Below are 19,263 nucleotides of genomic sequence, written 5' to 3'. Positions count from 1 at the left end.
GGTCATGATTTCCTATCTACGTCGCGTTTTTGTTGAGTCCTGGCTAGGCCGGGTGACTGCAATTGTCATTTTTCTGGCCTTTGTCGGCTGGGGAATAGGCGATGTTATGGGCTATATGGGGGATGAAACCGATGTTGTTGCCAAAGTGGGGCAACAACAGGTTTCTGCCGATGATCTGGCCACAGCCCTGCAATCTGAACTACCAACCATTGCGCGCCGGATGGGGGTTACAGACCCATCACAAATTCCTCTGGCCATGCAGCGGCAGGTTGCTTACCAGATTCTGCACCGCCTGATTGGGCAGGCAGAACTGCTGAACACTGCACAGAAACTAAAAGTGGTGGTGCCTGATTCGGCTGTACGGGATGAAGTGTTCTCGCTCCCTTATTTTAAAGGAGCCAATGGCCAGTTTGACCGCGCCAGCTTCAATCAGAAGCTGCGTGACCGCGGGCTAACCGAGCAACGCTTTTTGGACATGGTGCGGAATGATCTAACAACCCGCACCATTCTACAGCCCTTGGCGCAGGCGGGCAGCGTTTCCGACACAATGCTTCAGCGTTTTCTAACCTACGGTGCAAAAACGCGCGTGGTAGATTTTGTGAGCATTCCATTTGACGCACAGCCGACCCCCAAAGTGCCAGATGATGCAGTGTTGCAGCGCTATTACAACAACCATCCGTGGATGTTCCGCACGCCAGAACTGCGCCATGCCAAAATTGTGGTGCTTTCCCCACAAACGGTGGCAGACGGCATCACTCTGGGTGAAGCTGACATCAAACGCATTTATGATGAGCAGAAATCTCGCTACGATGTGCCAGAAACGCGCGATATTCAGCTCATAACCCTGCAAGATCAGGCACAGGCCACCGCCATTGCCAATGCATGGAAAGTAGGTGGCAATTGGCAGGCTATCCAGAACAGCGCAAAAGATGCGGCTGCTGTAGAAATGCCAAATGCGCGCCCAGCCACCATTCCTTCTGCCACATTGCGACAGGCTGTTTTTCAGGCTCCAGAAGGACAGGTTAGCAGCCCACTTAAAACAGAAAGCGGATGGGCTGTTTTTCGCGTAACCAAAATAACAGCCCCGCACACCACGCCGTATGAGGACGCCAAAAAAGACATCCTCTCCCAGTATCGGGCTGCTGTTGCGCCATCTGTTGCGGGCGAACGCAAGCGCAAACTACAAGATGCCCTTGCCGGTAAGGGGCTGGAGGCTATTCCGGCAGACCTAGGTGCTGTTGCCACTGCGGGCACGCTGGATGCGCAGGGCATGACAGCAGATAAGGAGCCCGCACCGCTGCCCGCATCTGGCAAGCTGCGTGAAGCCATTATCCACCAGATTTTCACGCAAAAACCCGGTGCACGTGCAACGCTTGTTGATGGACCAGATAACAGCAGCTTTGCTGTGGAAGTGGATACAGCAACACCCGCAGCGCCACGCACCTTTGAGCAAGCACATGCAGACGTTCTGGCCGCATGGCAGGCTGAAGCCCGCAAACATGCAGCAAATGAGCAGGCAACAAGCCTGTATCTGGCAGCTAAAAACAAGCAGGCTCTGGGCACGACAAGCGCACCGGGCGCACAAATTACGCGGGATGCGGCATTCTCCTTCGCCAAGCCCAACAAAAACATACCTGCCGCACTAATGGATTATCTGCCGCGCATGCAGCCAGGACAGACGGTTATGGCGGAAGATGATGGCCACTTCCTGGTAGCCGTTGTCACAAAACTGTTCGTGCCTAATCCACCAGCTCCAGCCGATGGCGTACAGCGCCTGAAAGACTCTCTGGCACAGGCCGATAGTGATGATCTGGTTGCCAGTTATGTTGAAGCTTTAAGCAAACGCACACCGCCCCATATTAACGAACGTGCCGTTATGGCCACACTGTCTGCCACCGGATTTGGAGGAGAAGCCACGCCATGAGCATTACCGCACGCATTGCGCCTTCACCCTCTCTCCAGGAATGTGAGGCTGCTTGGGCACAAGGTCAGCCTTCTGTTGTGTTCTCTGTAGAAGCAGCGGATCTGCTTACGCCAGTTTCGGCCTATCTGCGCCTTGCGCGCTTTGATGGTGGCACAGGCAAAAACACACTGCTGCTGGAAAGCGTGGAAGGCGGCACATCTCGCGGGCGGTATTCTGTTATCGCCCTCAAGCCAGATATCATATGGACCTGCCATAACGGGCAGATCACACTGGATGAAAACCTAGAAAACCCAGATATTGCCCCGCGTATTCTTACAGAAAAGCCGCTGGAAAGCCTGCGAGCGCTTATCCATGCCACACATTTGGAACTGCCCGCAGGCGTCCCCCCTATGGTTGCAGGTCTGTTTGGATATTTGGGCTATGACATGGTGCGCCAGATGGAGCATCTGCCAGATGCCCCACCGGATGACCTGAATCTGCCTGAATCTATCCTTATGCGTCCCGGTCTTTTTGCTGTGTTTGATACAGTAAGTGACGAACTCATTCTGGCTGCACCAGTTCGCCCACAAAAAGATGAAACCGCAGCGCAAGCATGGGATAAAGCGCAGGACCTGCTACGCCGTGCACGAGAATGTTTGGCAGGCGCTCTTCCGCCATTACCCAAAACCCCAGAAAATCTGCCAGAACCAGCCGAACCGCGCTCTTCATTCAGTAAGGATGAGTTCTGTCAGGCTGTTGAGCGTATTCAAGATTATATTGCGGCTGGCGACGCCTTTCAGGTTGTGCCTAGCCAGCGTTTTTCTATGCCGTTTCCGCTGCCTTCTCTGGCACTGTATCGTACGCTGCGGCGTATCAATCCTGCGCCATTCCTGTTCCATCTGGATTTTGGTGAGTTCTCACTTGTCGGGTCCTCGCCCGAAATTCTGGTGCGTTTGCAGGATGGCACCATGACGGTACGTCCGCTTGCAGGCACACGCCCACGCGGCAAAACAGCCGAAGAAGATCTGCTGCTTGAAAAAGACCTTCTGGCCGACCAAAAAGAACTGGCCGAACACCTGATGCTGATAGACCTTGGCCGTAATGATGTAGGCCGCGTCAGCATTCCCGGCACGGTGAAAGTAACGGAACGATTCGTCATTGAGCGTTTCAGCCACGTCATGCACATCTCTTCTAACGTGCAGGGCACACTCAAACCGGATCTGGAAGCGCTGGATGCTCTTGTAGCCGCGTTCCCCGCAGGCACGCTTACGGGCGCGCCTAAAATCCGCGCCATGGAAATTATTGATGAAGTCGAGCGCACCCGCCGTGCCACCTATGCCGGGTGCATTGGCTATTTTGGTGCTGGCGGCAACATGGATACATGCATCGGGCTGCGTATGGCCGTTGTAAAAGACGGGCAAATGCATGTGCAAGCAGGCTGTGGCGTGGTGGCAGACAGTGTACCCGAAACGGAATATGAAGAAACACGCCATAAAGCCCGCGCCGTATTCCGCGCAGCAGAAGCTGCGCTAGAACAGGTAAGGGCAGGGCGTTCTTAATGTCGTTTCTGTTTCATTCTTATTTGACCCCAACAGCACATAAGGTCATCATTCGGCCATGATCCTTCTGATCGACAATTATGACAGCTTCACCTTCAACCTTGTTCACTACTTGGGTGAACTGGGTGTGCAATGTGACGTACGCCGCAATGATACCCTGAGCGCAGAAGATGCATTGGACCTTAAGCCAGATGCCATTGTGCTTTCTCCTGGCCCATGCTCCCCCAATGAAGCCGGCATCTGCTGTGATCTGATATCTGCTGCTGCCGGTAAGGTGCCGGTTTTTGGAGTATGTCTGGGGCATCAGGCTATTGGGCAGGTGTTTGGCGCAGAAGTCGTGCGTGCTCCTACGCCCATGCACGGCAAGGTGAGCCCCGTTTTCCATAATGGGCAAGATGTTTTTGCGGGGTTACCCAACCCATTCAATGCCACGCGCTACCATAGCCTCACGCTTGAACCGGCCAGCATTCCAGATGCTCTGGAAGTTACGGCCTGGACAGAAGACGGTGTGATTATGGGTGTGCGCCACCGGCAGTATCCCATCTCAGGCGTGCAGTTCCATCCGGAAAGCATTGCCTCGGAATACGGCCACGATCTGATGAAAAACTTTCTTTCCATCGCTGCTGCCTGGAAAGAAAAACAGGCCGTTGCCTGATGTCTGTTACCACGCAGGAAACTGTATCTCAGCAGGCAGGTGAACAGTTTTTTTCCTCCATTCTGGCACGTGTTGCTGAGGGACAAATACTCAGCGCAGCTGAAGCAGAATCCGCTTTTGGCGTGATTATGGATGGCCTGATTGCGCCAGAGCGCATTGCGGCTTTTCTTATGGCCTTACGTGTGCGCGGTGAAACACAGGATGAGCTGCTTGGCGGCGTAACCGCTTTACGAGCACGTATGCACAGCGTACCCGCCATGCCAGCCGATACAATAGATGTATGCGGCACTGGCGGAGATAATTACGGCACCCTCAATGTATCCACGGCCGTGGCTTTTGTGTTGGGTGCCTTGGGTGTGCCCGTTGCCAAGCATGGCAATAGAGCGATTTCTTCTCGATCAGGCGCTTCTGATGTGCTGGCCGCGTTAAGTGTGCCGCTTTCTGCCCGGGCGGAAGTTCTGGCGGAGCAGATGCAGGCGCATAAGGTCATCTTTTTATCCGCCCCACATCATCACCCCGCCATGCGTTTTGCTGCCCCGGTGCGTAAAGCCCTTGGGGTGCGCACGCTGTTTAATCTGATGGGGCCTTTGGTAAACCCAGCAGGTGTTAAACGGCAGCTTGTGGGTGTGTTCTCACCCGCATGGCTGGAACCTATGGTCAATGTGCTCAAAAATCTGGGCTCCCAGAAAGTCTGGGCCGTGTGCGGTCTGCCATCAGACGGGCAGGGCGGCATTGATGAAATTACACTAGCTGGCCCCACGCAGGTTGTGGCGCTGGAAGATGGTACCATCTGCTCATTTTCCATTACGCCGGAAATGGCTGGCCTTGCCTATGCTCCCGTCAGCGCCATATTGGGAGGAGATGCCCGATATAATGCGCAAGCTCTGGAAGCTTTGTTGCATGGCGTATCAGGGGCATATCGTGATACAGTTGTTTTGAACGCCGCCTGCGCACTCCATGTAGCAGGGCGGGTAACGCTCCTGCGGGACGGACGCATTGATCCGCAGGCCTTGCGGGAAAGTGTGGCTCTAGCTGCACGCCCACTGGATGATGGCACAGCTCTGGCAGTGCTAAATGGTTTGCGCGCTTCCAACCCGGATGCGCGCGCCTGAGACATGACAGGATAATCATGAACGATACACCACTCGCGTCCTCGGCAGCTTCTGCTTCGGACATTCTTGCCAGCAAGATTGACGAACTGCCGGATGTTCTCTCCCGCATCTGCGCACGCACCAAGCTGGAAGTTAAACATCGCTCCACCCTGATGTCCCTTAAGGAAATCACAGCCAAAGCGCAGGAAACCAAAGAGGCTCCACGTGGGTTTGGTCGGGCGCTGAAGGAAAAGGCTGCTGATCGGGCCGTTGGCCTAATTGCAGAAATCAAGAAGGCTTCTCCTTCAGCAGGGATTCTGCGCGAGACCTATGATCCCGCAGAAATTGCCGCAGAATATGAACAAGCCGGTGCTGCCTGCATTTCCGTGCTGACCGAAAGCTCCTGCTTTCATGGTGATAATGAAGATCTGGGCAAGGCGCGGGCTGCATGCTCCCTTCCAGTTCTGCGTAAGGATTTTATCCTTGATCCGTGGCAGGTTTATGAAAGCCGCATGATCGGGGCAGATTGCATTCTGCTGATTATGTCCATTCTGTCCGATGAAATGGCGCTGGAACTGGTTGACCACGCCAAAGGGCTGGACATGGATGTGCTGGTGGAAGTGCATGATGAGGAAGAACTCAACCGTGCCCTTGCGTTGGATACCTTCCTGATCGGTATCAATAACCGCAACCTTAAAACGCTTCAGACCAGTTTGGACACCACGCGGGAACTTTCTCCGCTAGTGCCGCCAGATCGGATTATTGTGTCTGAAAGCGGCATCAAAACGCATGAAGATATTGTACAGCTTTCTGGCATCGGTGTAACCGGCTTTCTGGTGGGTGAATCCCTTCTGCGTGATCCGCATCCGGGCGATGCCGCCAAAAAACTGCTGGGGCTGGCCTAACGTGCCCTCTCCAGCACTCACACATCTGGATGCGGCGGGGCATGCGCATATGGTGGATGTTTCCGCCAAAGCCGCCACACACCGCAAGGCTGTTGCCACCGGGGCTATTATTATGCAGCCCCAAACACTGGAAATGATCCTTTCAGGCGCAGCCTCAAAAGGTGATGTTCTGGCAACGGCCCGTATTGCTGGCATTATGGCCGCAAAAAAAACAGCAGATATTATCCCGCTCTGTCATCCGCTTAGCCTGAGCAGTGTAACTGTAGATCTAGCGCCAAATGATAACAGGATCGAGATTACCGCAACTGTTACAACAACCGGCGCAACCGGGGTGGAAATGGAAGCGTTAACCGCCGTGTCTGCCGCGGCCCTTACACTTTATGATATGTGCAAAGCAGTTGACCGCGGCATGCAGATAGAAAATATAAAGCTCCTTCACAAAAGTGGAGGGCGCTCAGGAGACTACAACGCTGCATAATGAATCATGCGAAACGCCATGCGGTTTTACTGGAGCTTTAGGAAACATCTGAAGCCCCGGAAACGGATGCTGCTGTTACGCACCATTTATTACGAAATGTTTACATATCGCAGAAGGTTCATCACGCATGGGAACGAACGCCAAACAGGTCGGCAAGGCAGGAAATAACGGTCCTTCCTTAACACGAGACCAGTTTCTTAAAGCCTACTATGACATGCTTCTGATCCGCCGCTTTGAAGAAAAAGCCGGGCAACTTTACGGCATGGGCCTGATTGGCGGTTTCTGCCACCTGTATATCGGGCAAGAAGCTGTGGTGGTTGGTATCCAGATGAGCCTGCATGAAGGCGATAAGCTGATTACATCTTACCGAGACCACGGCCAGATGCTGGTGGCGGGTATGACTCCTCGTGGCGTGATGGCCGAACTTACGGGCCGCTCTACCGGATATTCTCACGGTAAGGGCGGTTCCATGCATATGTTCTCCCGCGAGAAAAACTTTTATGGCGGCCACGGCATTGTTGGCGCGCAGGTTTCTCTGGGTATCGGGCTGGCGTTTGCCAATAAATACCGTGATACGGATGAAGTTTCCGTAGCTTACTTTGGTGATGGCGCAGCCAACCAAGGTCAGGTTTACGAAAGTTTCAACCTGGCTGCTCTGCTCAAACTTCCCTGTATTTTTGTTATTGAAAACAATCGTTACGGGATGGGCACCGCTATTGAGCGGGCATCTGCATCGCACGAATTGTACAAAAATGGCGAACCATGGGGCATTCCCGGCAAGCGGGTAGATGGCATGGATGTTGCTGCCGTATATGCCGCAGCCGAAGAAGCCGTAAAGCATTGCCGCGCAGGGAAGGGACCTTACCTACTGGAAATGATGACATATCGCTATCGCGGCCACTCCATGTCTGACCCGTCAAAATACCGCACGCGAGATGAGGTGGATGAAGTCCGCAAAACGCGTGATCCCATTGAACATGTCAAACACATCCTGCTGGATTCTGGCGTGACAGAAGCAGAACTGAAAACCATGGAAACCGAGATCAAGGGCATCGTGAACGACTCTGCGGAATTTGCGCAGACCAGCCCGGAACCAGATCCGGCCGAACTTTATACGGATGTTGTTCTGGAGGCTTGAGCATAAACATGGCGACTGAAATTTTAATGCCCGCCCTTTCTCCTACCATGACAGAGGGCAAACTGGCCCGCTGGCTGAAAAAGGAAGGGGACGCCGTAAACAGCGGTGACGTTCTGGCCGAGATTGAAACCGATAAAGCCACAATGGAAGTAGAAGCCATTGAAGAAGGTATTCTAGGCCGTATTCTCACACCAGAAGGCGCAGAAGGTGTTGCGGTAAACACACCTATTGCCATTCTGGTAGAAGAAGGTGAGGCAGTACCAGACAATATCGACACACCTAAAAATGTCGCACCTGCAGAAGCCGCGCCCGTAACCCAGCCAGTAGCCTCTGCTCCTGTAAGCGCACCGGTATCTGCCCCTGTTGAAGAAGAAAAAGACTGGGGTGAAACGCAGGAAATCACTGTGCGTGAAGCTCTGCGCGATGCACTGGCTGCCGAATTGCGGCATGATCCAGACGTGTTCCTGATGGGTGAAGAAGTTGCCCAGTATCAGGGTGCTTACAAAATCTCCCAAGGCCTGTTGCAGGAATTTGGTGATAAGCGCGTAATTGACATGCCTATTGCCGAACATGGCTTTACAGGCATGGCCGTGGGTGCTGCTCTTACTGGCCTCAAGCCCGTGGTGGAGTTCATGACCATGAACTTCTCCATGCAGGCTATTGACCATATCATCAACTCCGCAGCCAAAACGCTGTATATGTCTGGCGGCCAGATGGGGTGCCCCATTGTGTTCCGTGGCCCTAACGGCCCTGCATCCCGTGTGGGTGCTCAGCATTCTCAGTGTTATGGTAGCTGGTATGCCCATGTGCCGGGCCTAAAAGTGGTTGTGCCTTGGTCTTCTGCAGATGCCAAAGGCCTGCTGCGCGCCGCTATCCGTGATCCTAACCCCGTTGTGGTGCTGGAAAACGAAATTCTTTACGGGCGCAAATTCCCATGCCCGATTGATGAAGATTTCATTGTTCCCATCGGCAAAGCCAAGATCGAACGCGCTGGTTCGGATGTTACAATTGTTGCGTTCTCCATTGCTGTCACCACAGCGCTGGACGCTGCCGCCGAACTGGCCAAGCAGGGGATTGAGGCAGAAGTTATCAACCTGCGCAGTCTGCGTCCGCTGGATACAGATACAATTGTAGAAAGTGTAAAGAAAACCAGCCGCCTAGTAACGGTGGAAGAAGGCTGGCCATTTGCGGGCATTGGCGCAGAAGTTGCCATGCAGGTAATCGAACATGCGTTTGATTGGCTAGATGCCCCACCGGCCCGTGTAACGGGTGTGGATGTGCCCATGCCATTTGCCGCCAATCTGGAAAAACTGGCCCTACCACAGCCTGAAGATGTGGTTAAAGCCGCACTTGGCTTGATGTGAGGGAATGACAGATGGCGACTGAAATTTTAATGCCCGCCCTTTCTCCTACCATGACAGAGGGCAAACTGGCCCGCTGGCTGAAAAAGGAAGGGGACGCCGTAAACAGCGGTGACGTTCTGGCCGAGATTGAAACCGATAAAGCCACAATGGAAGTAGAAGCCATTGAAGAAGGTATTCTAGGCCGTATTCTCACACCAGAAGGCGCAGAAGGTGTTGCGGTAAACACACCTATTGCCATTCTGGTAGAAGAAGGTGAGGCAGTACCAGACAATATCGACACACCTAAAAACGTGGCTTCTGCCAGCCCTGCAACGGCACCGCAGGCTGCTGCGGCCTCTGCTCCTGTGGCAATGCAAGCCGCACCTGCACAGCGGGCAGGCAAGCCGCCTGTTGGCCGGGTTGTGGCTTCTCCGCTTGCGCGGCGCATTGCACACCAGAAGAACATTGATCTAGCAGCGGTTAAAGGCACGGGGCCGAATGGCCGTATTGTCAAACGGGATGTGGAGGCGGCTCTTAATAAAGCCCCAAGTGCAGGACAGGTAGCTTCTGCCATGCCTACATCTGGTGGCAGCAGTGCTGTGCCGCACACCACTATGCGTAAGGTTATTGCGCGACGCCTAAGTGAATCCAAAGCCACTATTCCGCACTTCTATGTCTCCATAGATGTGGAACTGGATGCGCTTCTGGCTTTGCGCGCGCAGCTTAATGCCATGTCTCCGGCAGAAGGGGCAGATGCCTTCAAGCTGTCTGTGAATGACATGCTCATTAAGGCTTCTGCCGTTGCCCTTAAACAGGTGCCAGAAGTTAATGCGTCTTACACCGAAGATGCCATGATCCTGCATGAAGATGCAGATATCTCGGTTGCAGTTTCTCTGGATGATGGGCTGATTACGCCTATCGTCAGACAGGCAGACCGCAAGAGCCTGAAAGACATCAGCCAGCAAGCTAAGGACCTGATTGCCCGCGCCCGTGCTGGTAAGCTAAAGCCGGAAGAATTCCAGGGTGGTACGTTCTCCATCTCCAACATGGGGATGTACGGCGTGAAGGACTTTGCTGCCATTGTTAACCCGCCGCAGGCAGCTATTCTCGCTATTGCAGCAGGTAAGAAGCAGGCTGTGGTTAAAGAGAATGAACTGGCCATTGCCACTGTTATGACCGTTACACTCTCGGTTGATCACCGTGTGGTGGATGGTGCTGCGGCGGCTCGCTGGCTTTCTGCTTTCCGTGCTGCGGTTGAATCTCCGCTCTCACTCGTTCTCTAACCGCGTGGCTTTCTGAGGATCAGGCATATTATGAGCCAGACTGATTTTGATATCATCGTTGTTGGCGGTGGGCCGGGCGGTTATGTGGCGGCACTTCGGGCAGCGCAGCTTAAGCTTTCCGTTGCTGTGGTGGAAGCAAACCATCTTGGGGGCATCTGCCTGAACTGGGGCTGTATTCCTACCAAAGCATTGCTGCGTGCTTCCGAGATCAACCATCTACTGCATGATCTTGGCCCATATGGGTTTAAAGCCGACGGCGTAAGCTTTGATTTTAAAGCAATTGTTGCACGCTCTCGCGCTGTGTCCAAACAGCTTGCATCTGGTGTGCAACACCTACTGAAAAAAGCCAAAGTTCCTGTTTTTAAAGGATTTGGTAAGCTGGATGGTGTTGCGGCCGGTGGCAAGCGTAAGGTGCTGGTGCAACCAGAAAGCGGCGCATCACAAACCCTTACCGCCAAACACGTTATTCTGGCTACAGGTGCACGTGCGCGTGCATTGCCAGGGCTGGAAGCAGACGGCAAGCTTGTCTGGTCTTACCGAGAAGCCTTAGTACCGGAAGAACTCCCCAAGCGGCTACTCGTCATTGGGTCTGGCGCTATCGGCACGGAATTTGCCTCGTTCTATCGCAATATGGGGTCTGAAGTGACACTAGTGGAAGTTGCGCCGCGAATTCTGCCCGTGGAAGACGAAGAAATCAGTGCCTTAGCCCGCAAGGAATTTGAAAAGCAGGGCATGCGTGTTCTTACCAGCGCCAAGGTGGGAGCACTGAAAAAAGGCAAGAACGACGTGACTGTGCCGGTAGAAATCGGCGGTAAAACGGAAACTATTACCGTGGACCGCGTCATTTCTGCCGTGGGCATTGTGGGCAATGTTGAAAATATCGGGCTGGAAGGCACCAAGATCAAAGTGGACCGCACGCATGTGGTCACAGATGATCTATGCCGCACGGGTGAACCGGGTGTTTACGCTATTGGTGACCTAGCCGGTGCCCCGTGGCTTGCCCATAAAGCCAGCCATGAAGCTGTGATGTGCGTTGAAGCCATTGCTGGCAAAACCGTGCACCCTATTGATGTTACAAAAATTCCGGGCTGCACATACTGTCGGCCTCAGGTAGCTTCTGTTGGGTATACGGAAGCTCGCGCCAAGGAAGCTGGTTACAAAGTACGCATTGGCAAATTCCCGCTTATGGCAAACGGTAAAGCACTTGCCATGGGTGAGCCTGAAGGCATGGTGAAAACCGTATTTGATGCCCAGACAGGCGAACTTCTGGGCGCGCATATGATTGGCGCGGAAGTTACGGAAATGATCCAGGGCTTTGTGATTGCCCGCACGGCAGAGCTTACCGAAGCCGAGCTGATGGAAACCATTTTTCCTCATCCCACCATCTCTGAATCCATGCACGAAGCCGTTCTGGCCGCTTATGGCGGAGCGCTACATTTCTAGTTTTGGTGTATCATCTCAAGGGTTTGATGTTGCCAGAGCACTATCTGGGGCGTTCCTGCCTTGACGCCACGGCAGGAGCGTTCCAGTTCTGTGGTAACCCTTGGCAAAAGCGGGCAAAGATATGTCTATTCGCGTTGTGATTGATCATCGAACAGGAGGCAGCAGCCCCAACAAGCTGCGTCATCCAGAAAAAGCACATCGGCCAGACAACCCCATAGCCCGCAAACCGGACTGGATACGCGTTAAGGCGCCCAATCACCCTGTTTACCACGAAACACGCGCGTTGATGCGTAGTAACAGACTGGTAACTGTGTGTGAGGAAGCCGCATGCCCCAACATTGGGGAATGCTGGTCTCAGCGTCATGCCACCATGATGATCATGGGGGAAATCTGCACCCGGGCTTGCGCATTCTGCAATGTTACTACCGGCCTACCGCATGCGTTGGATGCGGATGAACCCGCCCGTGTGGCAGAAGCCGTGGCACGGCTTGGGCTGCGGCATGTTGTTATTACATCCGTAGATCGGGATGATCTGGAAGATGGTGGTGCACACCATTTTGCCCGCGTTATTCATGCCATTCATGCAGCGGCACCAGAAACAACTATCGAAATCCTGACACCAGATTTTTTACGTAAAAAGAATGCGTTAGAAGTGGTTGTTGAAGCACGGCCTGATGTTTTTAACCACAATCTGGAAACTGTGCCACGCCTGTATCCGACCATCCGGCCGGGGGCACGTTATTATCAGTCTCTGCGGTTATTGGATCGGGTAAAACAGCTTGATGCATCCATCTTCACCAAATCCGGGCTGATGCTTGGATTAGGAGAAGAAAAAATGGAACTCGCTCAGGTCATGGATGATCTGCGCGTGGCAGATGTAGATTTTATTACAATGGGCCAGTATCTCCAGCCTACAGTCAAACATGCCCCTGTTGCACGTTTTGTTACCCCGGCAGAGTTTGAGGATTACGGCACAATGGCACGCGTAAAAGGCTTTTTACAGGTAAGTTCCAGCCCCCTTACGCGCTCCTCCTACCATGCCGATGCCGACTTTGCCGCACTGCGTGATGCACGCAATGCCCGCCTGAAGGAGGATCAGTAATGCCACAGCACGCAGAAAAGCGTGTTTTACCTTATCGCCCGGATCAGATTTTTGATCTTGTTGCCGATGTTGGCCAGTATCCCAAGTTTCTGCCTTGGTGTGTTGCAGCCAAAGTACGCACCCATACAGCTACAGAACTGGTTGCGGATCTGACCATTGGTTTTGGCCCGTTCCGGGAAAGTTTTACATCGCGCGTTACGCTAGATCGTCCATCATCTATTACTGTGCGATATGAGCGCGGGCCTTTTAGGTATTTGCGCAACATCTGGAAATTCACCGCAACGCCCGAAGGCTGCCTTGTGGAGTTTTTTGTAGATTTTGAATTCCGTTCACGCATTTTGCAGGCGGCTATTGGTGTTGTATTTACAGAAGCCACAAGGCTGATGGTTTCTGCCTTTATCAAGCGCGCGCGCGAAGTATATGGGCCGCCACAAACGCCAATCACCAACACAACAACAGCCTGTACCAGTGAACACCCCGCCACCTGAAAGCAGTGTGGGTATTTTCTTTGGTTTATTCCTTTGTTTCGGTTGAAACCCTGCTTATGATGCACGCAGGCAATTTTCTGTAACCTATTGTGGAATATGGGAATTGCCTGTGAAAAGGCGATTCAACCTTGCTGAAGGAATATATCCATATGAAAAAACTTTTTGCAGCGGCTCTGCTGGCATCTTCTGCAACTCTGGCTGTTGTGCCAGCTATGGCTGCTGAAACCGCAACGCATCACGGTATGCATGCTCACCATCATCATGAACATTGCCTGAAAGGCAAATGTGCTGCTGATGAAAAATCTGCACAGAACAATGGTGATGCTGAAACAGCAGATCTGAACGCCAAAAGCCTGGCCGCAGCGCAGAACAATCAGGTTCCTGCCATTGCTGGCGGAGCACCTGCTGTAACGGCCCCATCCGCACCGGCCCTTACGGCACCAAATGTATCAGCTTCCGGCATTCCGGCTCCGGTAGCTGCTGGCACAGGCGTAAAAGCACCTGCTCTGCCTACAGCTCCTACAGCTACAGTCCCCACAAATGCTCCACTGCCGGCACCTGTTCCGGTTCAGTAATTTAAGCATATGTGCTGCTGCCGACATTTGTTTCGGCAGCAGTATTTTTTGTAAGTTTTAGCCCAAACGCTGTAAAATCAGCTCAAATGCATGCAGCGCTGCTTGCGCTCTTACGTCTTCCCGGCTTCCAGAAAAAACCTGCTTGTCCGAGATAACAGCGTCATTTCTTACGGCCGTTGCAAACCATACCAGCCCTATGGGTTTTTCTGCTGTTCCGCCATCTGGCCCAGCTATGCCGGAAATAGCAACAGAAACAGAAGCAACCGGTGAAGCCTTTAAAGCACCTTCAGCCATTTTTTCCACGGTTTGCGCACTTACGGCTCCGTGCTTTTCCAATACTTTGGCCGGAACCCCCAGCACTTTTTGCTTCATGGTGTTGGAATACGTTACAAACCCGCCCTCCGTTACATCAGAAGAACCGGGAAAATGCGTTAGCATTGCTGCAACCAAGCCGCCTGTGCAGCTTTCCGCTGTTACCACATGCCCCTTTACCTGCCGTAAACGGGAAAGGGTGCGTTCAGCAGCAGCCAACACAGAGAACTCGGAAAAAGAAGCATCAGCAGCAGACATTGCCCAAACCTTCCGCTTAGTGTGATGTGCGCTCCATAACCGTACGCACACCTTTTACACATAACGCAGCCATAGCGCCTGCAATCACATCATCTCCCATCACACCTGTGGCATCGTGCCGTCTATCCAGCACGCCCACCGGGCCGGGCTTTGTAATGTCAAACAACCGAAAAAAGGCAAATGCTAGCAGAGGGTACATCCAGAACCATTTTTCACGGGCCTGTTCCCCTGTTTTGGGCAGGCACGCCAGCAGAGCTATCCACATGCCAGCCACTTCATCAATCACAATCCAACTGTGATCTTCGCCTTTGCCGCTGCGTTTTGTGGCCCACCAACCCACCACGGTTACAGCTGTAATACCTGCCACCAAAAGCCGCGGGCGCTTTAACAAAGGCAGCCCCACCACCAATGCCGCCAAGGAACCAACCGTACCCGGCGCGCGAGGCGAAAGCCCACAACCACCAAATGTTGCAATCAGCCGTGCTATATCCATTTTACTGGTTCCCCAACGCTACATAGATGGTCATGTTTTCCCACACACGCTGCACGTAATTCCGTGTTTCGGAATAGGGAATACTCTCAATCCAGTCGATCATCTCTTCAGCAGAAGCACCATTCTGGGCTGGGTTACCTGCGGCGCTTAACCAACGGGCCAAACGGGTAGGTCCACCATTATAGGCCGCAGCCATATACGGCACCACAGCCCCAAAGCGGGACTGAATATGCTCCAGATAAGCTGTACCCAAACGCATGTTGTTTTCTGGATCATGCAGCCCGGCAGCCGTTGCCGCAGAAGCGGGTAGACCCGTTACGCGCAGCATATCTCCTGCAGTGGAGGGCTTAAGCTGCATAAGCCCAATAGCGTTAGAGGGGCTAACGGCGTCAGGATTAAAGTTACTTTCCTGCCGCATCAAACCGAGTGCAATGCCCGCAGGCAAAGTGCTGGATGGCGGCGTATATGGCAGCGGCCAGCCAGAACGCAGCAAAAATACGCCATCTCGCCCTGCGTGGCGGGAAACGGTTACTGCTATATCCGGCAAACCCAACTGTGCAGACAAGGAAGAAAGCGCCAAACGCTGCGGCGTGCTTGTAACCTGCTGTTCCAGCATGTTCATGAAATCTCGCGCATGTGGACGGTCTCCCCATGAAACAAGGATCTGGGCTGCCTGCGCCAGTTCACTTCCAGAAACGTAAACATCTTCTGATGTGGTTGTTTCCGGATCACGCTCGGCTTTTAGGCGCGTGCGCGTTTCCTCTGGCACATTGGCGGGGTCCAGCAGCACATTGTTACGACCTTCCAGCGCTGCGGCGGCCATTTGCCCATAAAATGTGCCGGGCAGCGCGGCAGCCTGCTGCCAATTTGCATGGGCCGATGCAGAATCTCCCGCAGCAGCACGTGCCCGCCCAAGCCAGTAAAAGCCACGACTACGTGTAATAAGGGCTGAGGACTGTGCAAGCGGACGGAAAAAAGTTTCTGCTGTTGCGGGATCATGCTGAAGGCGCAAGGCAATCCAACCGGAAAGGAACTGCGCATCCAGCCTGTTTGTTGGTGTTGTAGCTGTATCATTTGCCACGGCAAAAGCATCTGCGGCACGACCAGCCTGAATCAGTTCACGCGCCAGCGTATCCCGTTCCCGCCAGAATGAGGCGCCATGCGTGCTGCGTTCGGCATCTACACCAGCACCTTTCCAAAGAGCCACAGCCTCATCATAACGCTGTTGTTTACGCAACCACCGCGCATGATCGAGAATAAGGTACGGATCAGACCGCTGATTGGCGGGCAGGGCGGCTGCTAGTGTTTCTGCTGCCGGGTCATCCGCACGGAAAGCCAAGCGGGCCTGAGCCAGCGGCTGCTTCTGGGCAGAAAGATAGGGTAGGGTTTGCTTGGCAGCCGCGACCAGCCCATTTTTTTCTTCACGATCAAACCGCAACCATGAACGTTCTGGCGTTATGGCAGCTGCAAAATTACTTTGCAGAGCTGTAGCAGCGGAGCTGGCATCATTGCCATTTGCCCAAGCCTGCGCGGCCTCTGTATTTAAGCGTTTGCTTAAATCTGCCGAAGCTGGAACCTGCGTGGCACATTGCGCAAGAGCGGGGCCATATGTCAGATTTTGTGTGGCGCAAAGCCGGGCCAACACTGCCGGATCTGTTTCCTTGGCCAAAGCAAGTTGCATGCGCGATGTCAGTAATTGCCAGCGCGGCCATACCGGACGTGTTTGCAGGAAATCAGCATAAGCCTGCGCACTGTTCTGCGAGGATTTCACCAACCCCAGCCAGACTGTTAACCGGCTGGCGACATCACTTGTAGGAGGCGTGCCTTGGGCGGCCTGCTGCTCTGTTGGCCATGCCAAACGGTTTTCAGAGGCCCCTTGCTGTTCTGACGAGGAAGATGAGCAGGCGCTCAACCCCACACACGCCAGAGAAACAGCAGCCACAAGGCGGTATCGGTACGAAATCGCAAAACGTCTCATACCGCAGAATCAGCGCGTTTCCCGCGCGTTGGCAAGTGCTTTCCGCACCACTCACAAATCAATGGGGCAAATGCCCCCAAACTTCGCCGCCACCTTTAACAATCAGTTCAATAGCAACAGCCAGAACAATCAACAGGCCAACCCAGGAAATCCATTTGTACTTATCCAGCAGGCGCGCAATAACAGAAGCTGCCAGCCCCATAAGCAACACAGAAAGTGCCAGACCTGCTATCAGAATACCCGGATGCTCTCGCGCAGCACCGGCAACAGCCAGCACATTATCCAAGCTCATAGACAAATCAGCAATCAGAATACGGAAAATAGCTTTCCCCAAACTGCCTGGAGGAGCAGGGCCAGTATCATCATTCGCGTGGTTTTCCCGCATTTCGCGGTACATGCGCCAGCATACCCAAAGCAGCAAAAAGCCACCGGCCAGCGTAAGGCCCACAATTTCCAACAGCCGCACAGCCACCAAAGCCAGCAGAATACGGATAACAGCCGCCAGCCCTACACCGGCAAGAATAGCTTTCCGCCGCTGCTCGCCAGAAAGAGACCGCACCGCCATACCAATAACAACGGCGTTATCCCCCGCCAGTGTCACATCAATCAGCACAACCTGCAAAAAGGCGACAAATGCTGTCAGGCTGAAGGAATCTAGAAAGCCGTTCACGTGAGCTCCGATTCGTAAAACAGGGCACAAAATGCGCCCGAAAAGGTGGCAGTTTCGGGAAGGAATACAAAAAGTCAAAGTTTTCCGCTTTGCGGGCAGACGAAAGGCGCGAAATCCGCTAGAGAGACGCCACCTGTTGGCTTTATTGTTTTGGTTAAGGAATTTTGCGTTATGGTGCCGCGTTATACTCGCCCCGTCATGGCCGCCATCTGGTCTCCCACAAACCGCTATCGCATCTGGTTTGAAATTGAAGCGCTGGCGTGTGAAGCCATGGCTGAATATGGCACCGTGCCAAAGGAAGCCGCTAAGGTTGTGCGCGAAAAGGGCGATGCCGCAATGGCCGCTTTTTCTGATGCCGATCTGGCCCGCATTGATGAAATTGAAGCCGAAACCCGGCACGATGTCATTGCCTTCCTGACATGGCTGGCAGAAAAGGTTGGCCCAGAAAGCCGCTTTGTACATCTAGGCATGACATCATCCGATGTGCTGGATACCTGCTTGGCTGTGCAGCTTGTACAGGCCACAGACCTGCTTCTGAAAGATCTGGATGGTGTTCTGGATGCGCTGAAAACACGCGCTTTCGAACATAAGCATACTCTCACCATTGGTCGCAGCCACGGCATTCATGCTGAACCCACATCCTTCGGGCTGAAGCTGGCTGGCCATTACGCAGAATTCGCCCGTAACAAAGAACGGCTTGAAACAGCACGTGCTGAAATTGCCACCTGTGCCATTTCTGGCGCTGTAGGCACCTATGCGCATCTGGACCCACGCGTTGAATCCTATGTGGCAGAACGTTTGGGCCTGAAGCCGGAAACCGTTTCCACGCAGGTTATTCCGCGTGATCGGCATGCTGCTTATTTCTGTGCTCTGGCTGTGATTGCCAGCGGCATTGAACGTTTGGCCATTGAAGTACGCCACCTCCAGCGTTCTGAAGTGCGTGAAGCAGAAGAATTCTTCCATAAGGGCCAGAAGGGCTCTTCCGCCATGCCGCACAAGCGCAACCCGGTGCTGACAGAAAACCTGACAGGTCTGGCCCGCTTGGTACGCGCCGCTGTTATTCCGGCGCTGGAAGACGTGGCCCTGTGGCATGAGCGCGATATCAGCCATTCTTCCGTAGAACGGAACATCTGCCCAGATGCCACAATCGGGCTGGATTTTGCTCTTGTGCGCCTATCTGGCATGATCTCCAAAATGCTGGTGTATCCAGACCGCATGGCCGCCAACATTGAAAGTCTTGGCGGTGTGGTGCATTCCGGTGAGGTGCTGCTGGCACTGGCCAAAGCTGGCCTTTCACGTGAGGATGCCTACCGGATTGTGCAGCGTAATGCCATGGAAACATGGACCAAGCTGGGCACACCAGAATGCAAAACTTTCCGTGAAAATCTGGATGCAGATCCGGAAATTTCTGGCCGTATCTCTCCAGACGTTCTGGACGCGGCAATGGATAGCCGCCAGCACCTGAAAGCGCTGGATACCCAGTACGAAAAAATCTTTGGTGAAACAGGGCCCCGCCAGTAAGCAGGCTCCCTTGTCATAGCAGGATATATCTTCCTACCCGGAAGCCTGCTATGAACCATATTCTAGTA

The 19,263-nt window shown here is 53.6% G+C and carries 18 protein-coding genes; 14 read left to right on the top strand and 4 right to left on the bottom strand.

What is annotated here, in order from left to right:
• Positions 1-4: 4 nt before the first annotated feature.
• The 13 genes from A4S02_RS04090 to A4S02_RS04030 all read left to right on the top strand — a co-directional run bounded on the left by A4S02_RS04090 (position 5) and on the right by A4S02_RS04030 (position 13,963).
• On the top strand, positions 5-1,924 hold the full coding sequence (locus A4S02_RS04090; RefSeq protein ID WP_070323031.1) for a peptidyl-prolyl cis-trans isomerase: 1,920 nt from the start codon (positions 5-7) through the stop codon (positions 1,922-1,924).
• Positions 1,921-3,462: an anthranilate synthase component I gene (gene trpE / locus A4S02_RS04085; protein WP_070323030.1), complete on the top strand. Its 1,542-nt coding sequence runs from the start codon at positions 1,921-1,923 to the stop codon at positions 3,460-3,462. The genes A4S02_RS04090 and trpE overlap by 4 nt, the downstream gene beginning before the upstream one ends.
• Before the next feature lie 58 nt (positions 3,463-3,520).
• Complete coding sequence (locus A4S02_RS04080) at positions 3,521-4,117, top strand: anthranilate synthase component II (protein ID WP_070323029.1); 597 nt, start codon at positions 3,521-3,523, stop codon at positions 4,115-4,117.
• Positions 4,117-5,229, top strand: coding sequence for an anthranilate phosphoribosyltransferase (gene trpD, locus A4S02_RS04075; RefSeq protein ID WP_070323028.1), 1,113 nt, complete (start codon positions 4,117-4,119; stop codon positions 5,227-5,229). Before A4S02_RS04080 ends, trpD begins: the two co-directional genes overlap by 1 nt.
• Before the next feature lie 17 nt (positions 5,230-5,246).
• Positions 5,247-6,113: an indole-3-glycerol phosphate synthase TrpC gene (gene trpC / locus A4S02_RS04070; protein ID WP_070323027.1), complete on the top strand. Its 867-nt coding sequence runs from the start codon at positions 5,247-5,249 to the stop codon at positions 6,111-6,113.
• Between the two features lies 1 nt (position 6,114).
• Positions 6,115-6,591: a cyclic pyranopterin monophosphate synthase MoaC gene (gene moaC / locus A4S02_RS04065; RefSeq protein ID WP_070323026.1), complete on the top strand. Its 477-nt coding sequence runs from the start codon at positions 6,115-6,117 to the stop codon at positions 6,589-6,591.
• Between the two features lie 127 nt (positions 6,592-6,718).
• Entirely contained in the window at positions 6,719-7,729 is a 1,011-nt protein-coding gene (gene pdhA, locus A4S02_RS04060; protein ID WP_070323025.1) for a pyruvate dehydrogenase (acetyl-transferring) E1 component subunit alpha, read from the top strand.
• Between the two features lie 8 nt (positions 7,730-7,737).
• Positions 7,738-9,093, top strand: a complete 1,356-nt coding sequence (locus A4S02_RS04055; protein ID WP_019090289.1) for a pyruvate dehydrogenase complex E1 component subunit beta — start codon at positions 7,738-7,740, stop codon at positions 9,091-9,093.
• 11 nt (positions 9,094-9,104) lie between these two features.
• Positions 9,105-10,355 carry a pyruvate dehydrogenase complex dihydrolipoamide acetyltransferase gene (locus A4S02_RS04050; RefSeq protein ID WP_070323024.1) on the top strand — a complete coding sequence of 417 codons (1,251 nt, stop codon included), beginning with the start codon at positions 9,105-9,107 and terminating at the stop codon, positions 10,353-10,355.
• A 30-nt stretch (positions 10,356-10,385) separates the two neighbouring features.
• Entirely contained in the window at positions 10,386-11,798 is a 1,413-nt protein-coding gene (lpdA, locus tag A4S02_RS04045; RefSeq protein WP_070323023.1) for a dihydrolipoyl dehydrogenase, read from the top strand.
• A gap of 121 nt (positions 11,799-11,919) precedes the next feature.
• Positions 11,920-12,900 (top strand): lipoyl synthase, encoded by a 981-nt coding sequence (lipA, locus tag A4S02_RS04040; RefSeq protein WP_070324170.1) that lies wholly within the window; start codon positions 11,920-11,922, stop codon positions 12,898-12,900.
• On the top strand, positions 12,900-13,388 hold the full coding sequence (locus A4S02_RS04035) for a type II toxin-antitoxin system RatA family toxin (RefSeq protein WP_019090285.1): 489 nt from the start codon (positions 12,900-12,902) through the stop codon (positions 13,386-13,388). Before lipA ends, A4S02_RS04035 begins: the two co-directional genes overlap by 1 nt.
• A gap of 149 nt (positions 13,389-13,537) precedes the next feature.
• Positions 13,538-13,963 carry a hypothetical protein gene (locus A4S02_RS04030; protein WP_070323022.1) on the top strand — a complete coding sequence of 142 codons (426 nt, stop codon included), beginning with the start codon at positions 13,538-13,540 and terminating at the stop codon, positions 13,961-13,963.
• Positions 13,964-14,020: 57 nt separating this feature from the next.
• Here A4S02_RS04030 and A4S02_RS04025 read toward each other — a convergent pair whose 3' ends face one another.
• From A4S02_RS04025 to A4S02_RS04010, 4 genes are read right to left on the bottom strand one after another with little or no spacing between them, the layout of a single operon-like run.
• Entirely contained in the window at positions 14,021-14,533 is a 513-nt protein-coding gene (locus A4S02_RS04025) for a CinA family protein (RefSeq protein WP_070323021.1), read from the bottom strand.
• A 16-nt stretch (positions 14,534-14,549) separates the two neighbouring features.
• On the bottom strand, positions 14,550-15,026 hold the full coding sequence (locus tag A4S02_RS04020) for a phosphatidylglycerophosphatase A family protein (RefSeq protein WP_019090282.1): 477 nt from the start codon (positions 15,024-15,026) through the stop codon (positions 14,550-14,552).
• Between the two features lies 1 nt (position 15,027).
• Entirely contained in the window at positions 15,028-17,004 is a 1,977-nt protein-coding gene (locus A4S02_RS04015; RefSeq protein ID WP_070323020.1) for a lytic transglycosylase domain-containing protein, read from the bottom strand.
• A 58-nt stretch (positions 17,005-17,062) separates the two neighbouring features.
• Positions 17,063-17,674, bottom strand: a complete 612-nt coding sequence (locus A4S02_RS04010) for a TerC family protein (protein WP_019090280.1) — start codon at positions 17,672-17,674, stop codon at positions 17,063-17,065.
• A gap of 171 nt (positions 17,675-17,845) precedes the next feature.
• Here A4S02_RS04010 and purB point away from each other — a divergent pair, with 171 nt between their 5' ends.
• Positions 17,846-19,195, top strand: coding sequence for an adenylosuccinate lyase (gene purB, locus A4S02_RS04005; RefSeq protein ID WP_012812894.1), 1,350 nt, complete (start codon positions 17,846-17,848; stop codon positions 19,193-19,195).
• The last annotated feature ends 68 nt before the right edge of the window (positions 19,196-19,263 follow it).

Origin of the sequence: Acetobacter ascendens (assembly GCF_001766235.1) — a bacterium.
GTDB lineage: Bacteria > Pseudomonadota > Alphaproteobacteria > Acetobacterales > Acetobacteraceae > Acetobacter > Acetobacter ascendens.
Note: the sequence above shows the minus strand (reverse complement) of the source record. Positions and strands in the feature narration are given on the sequence as shown.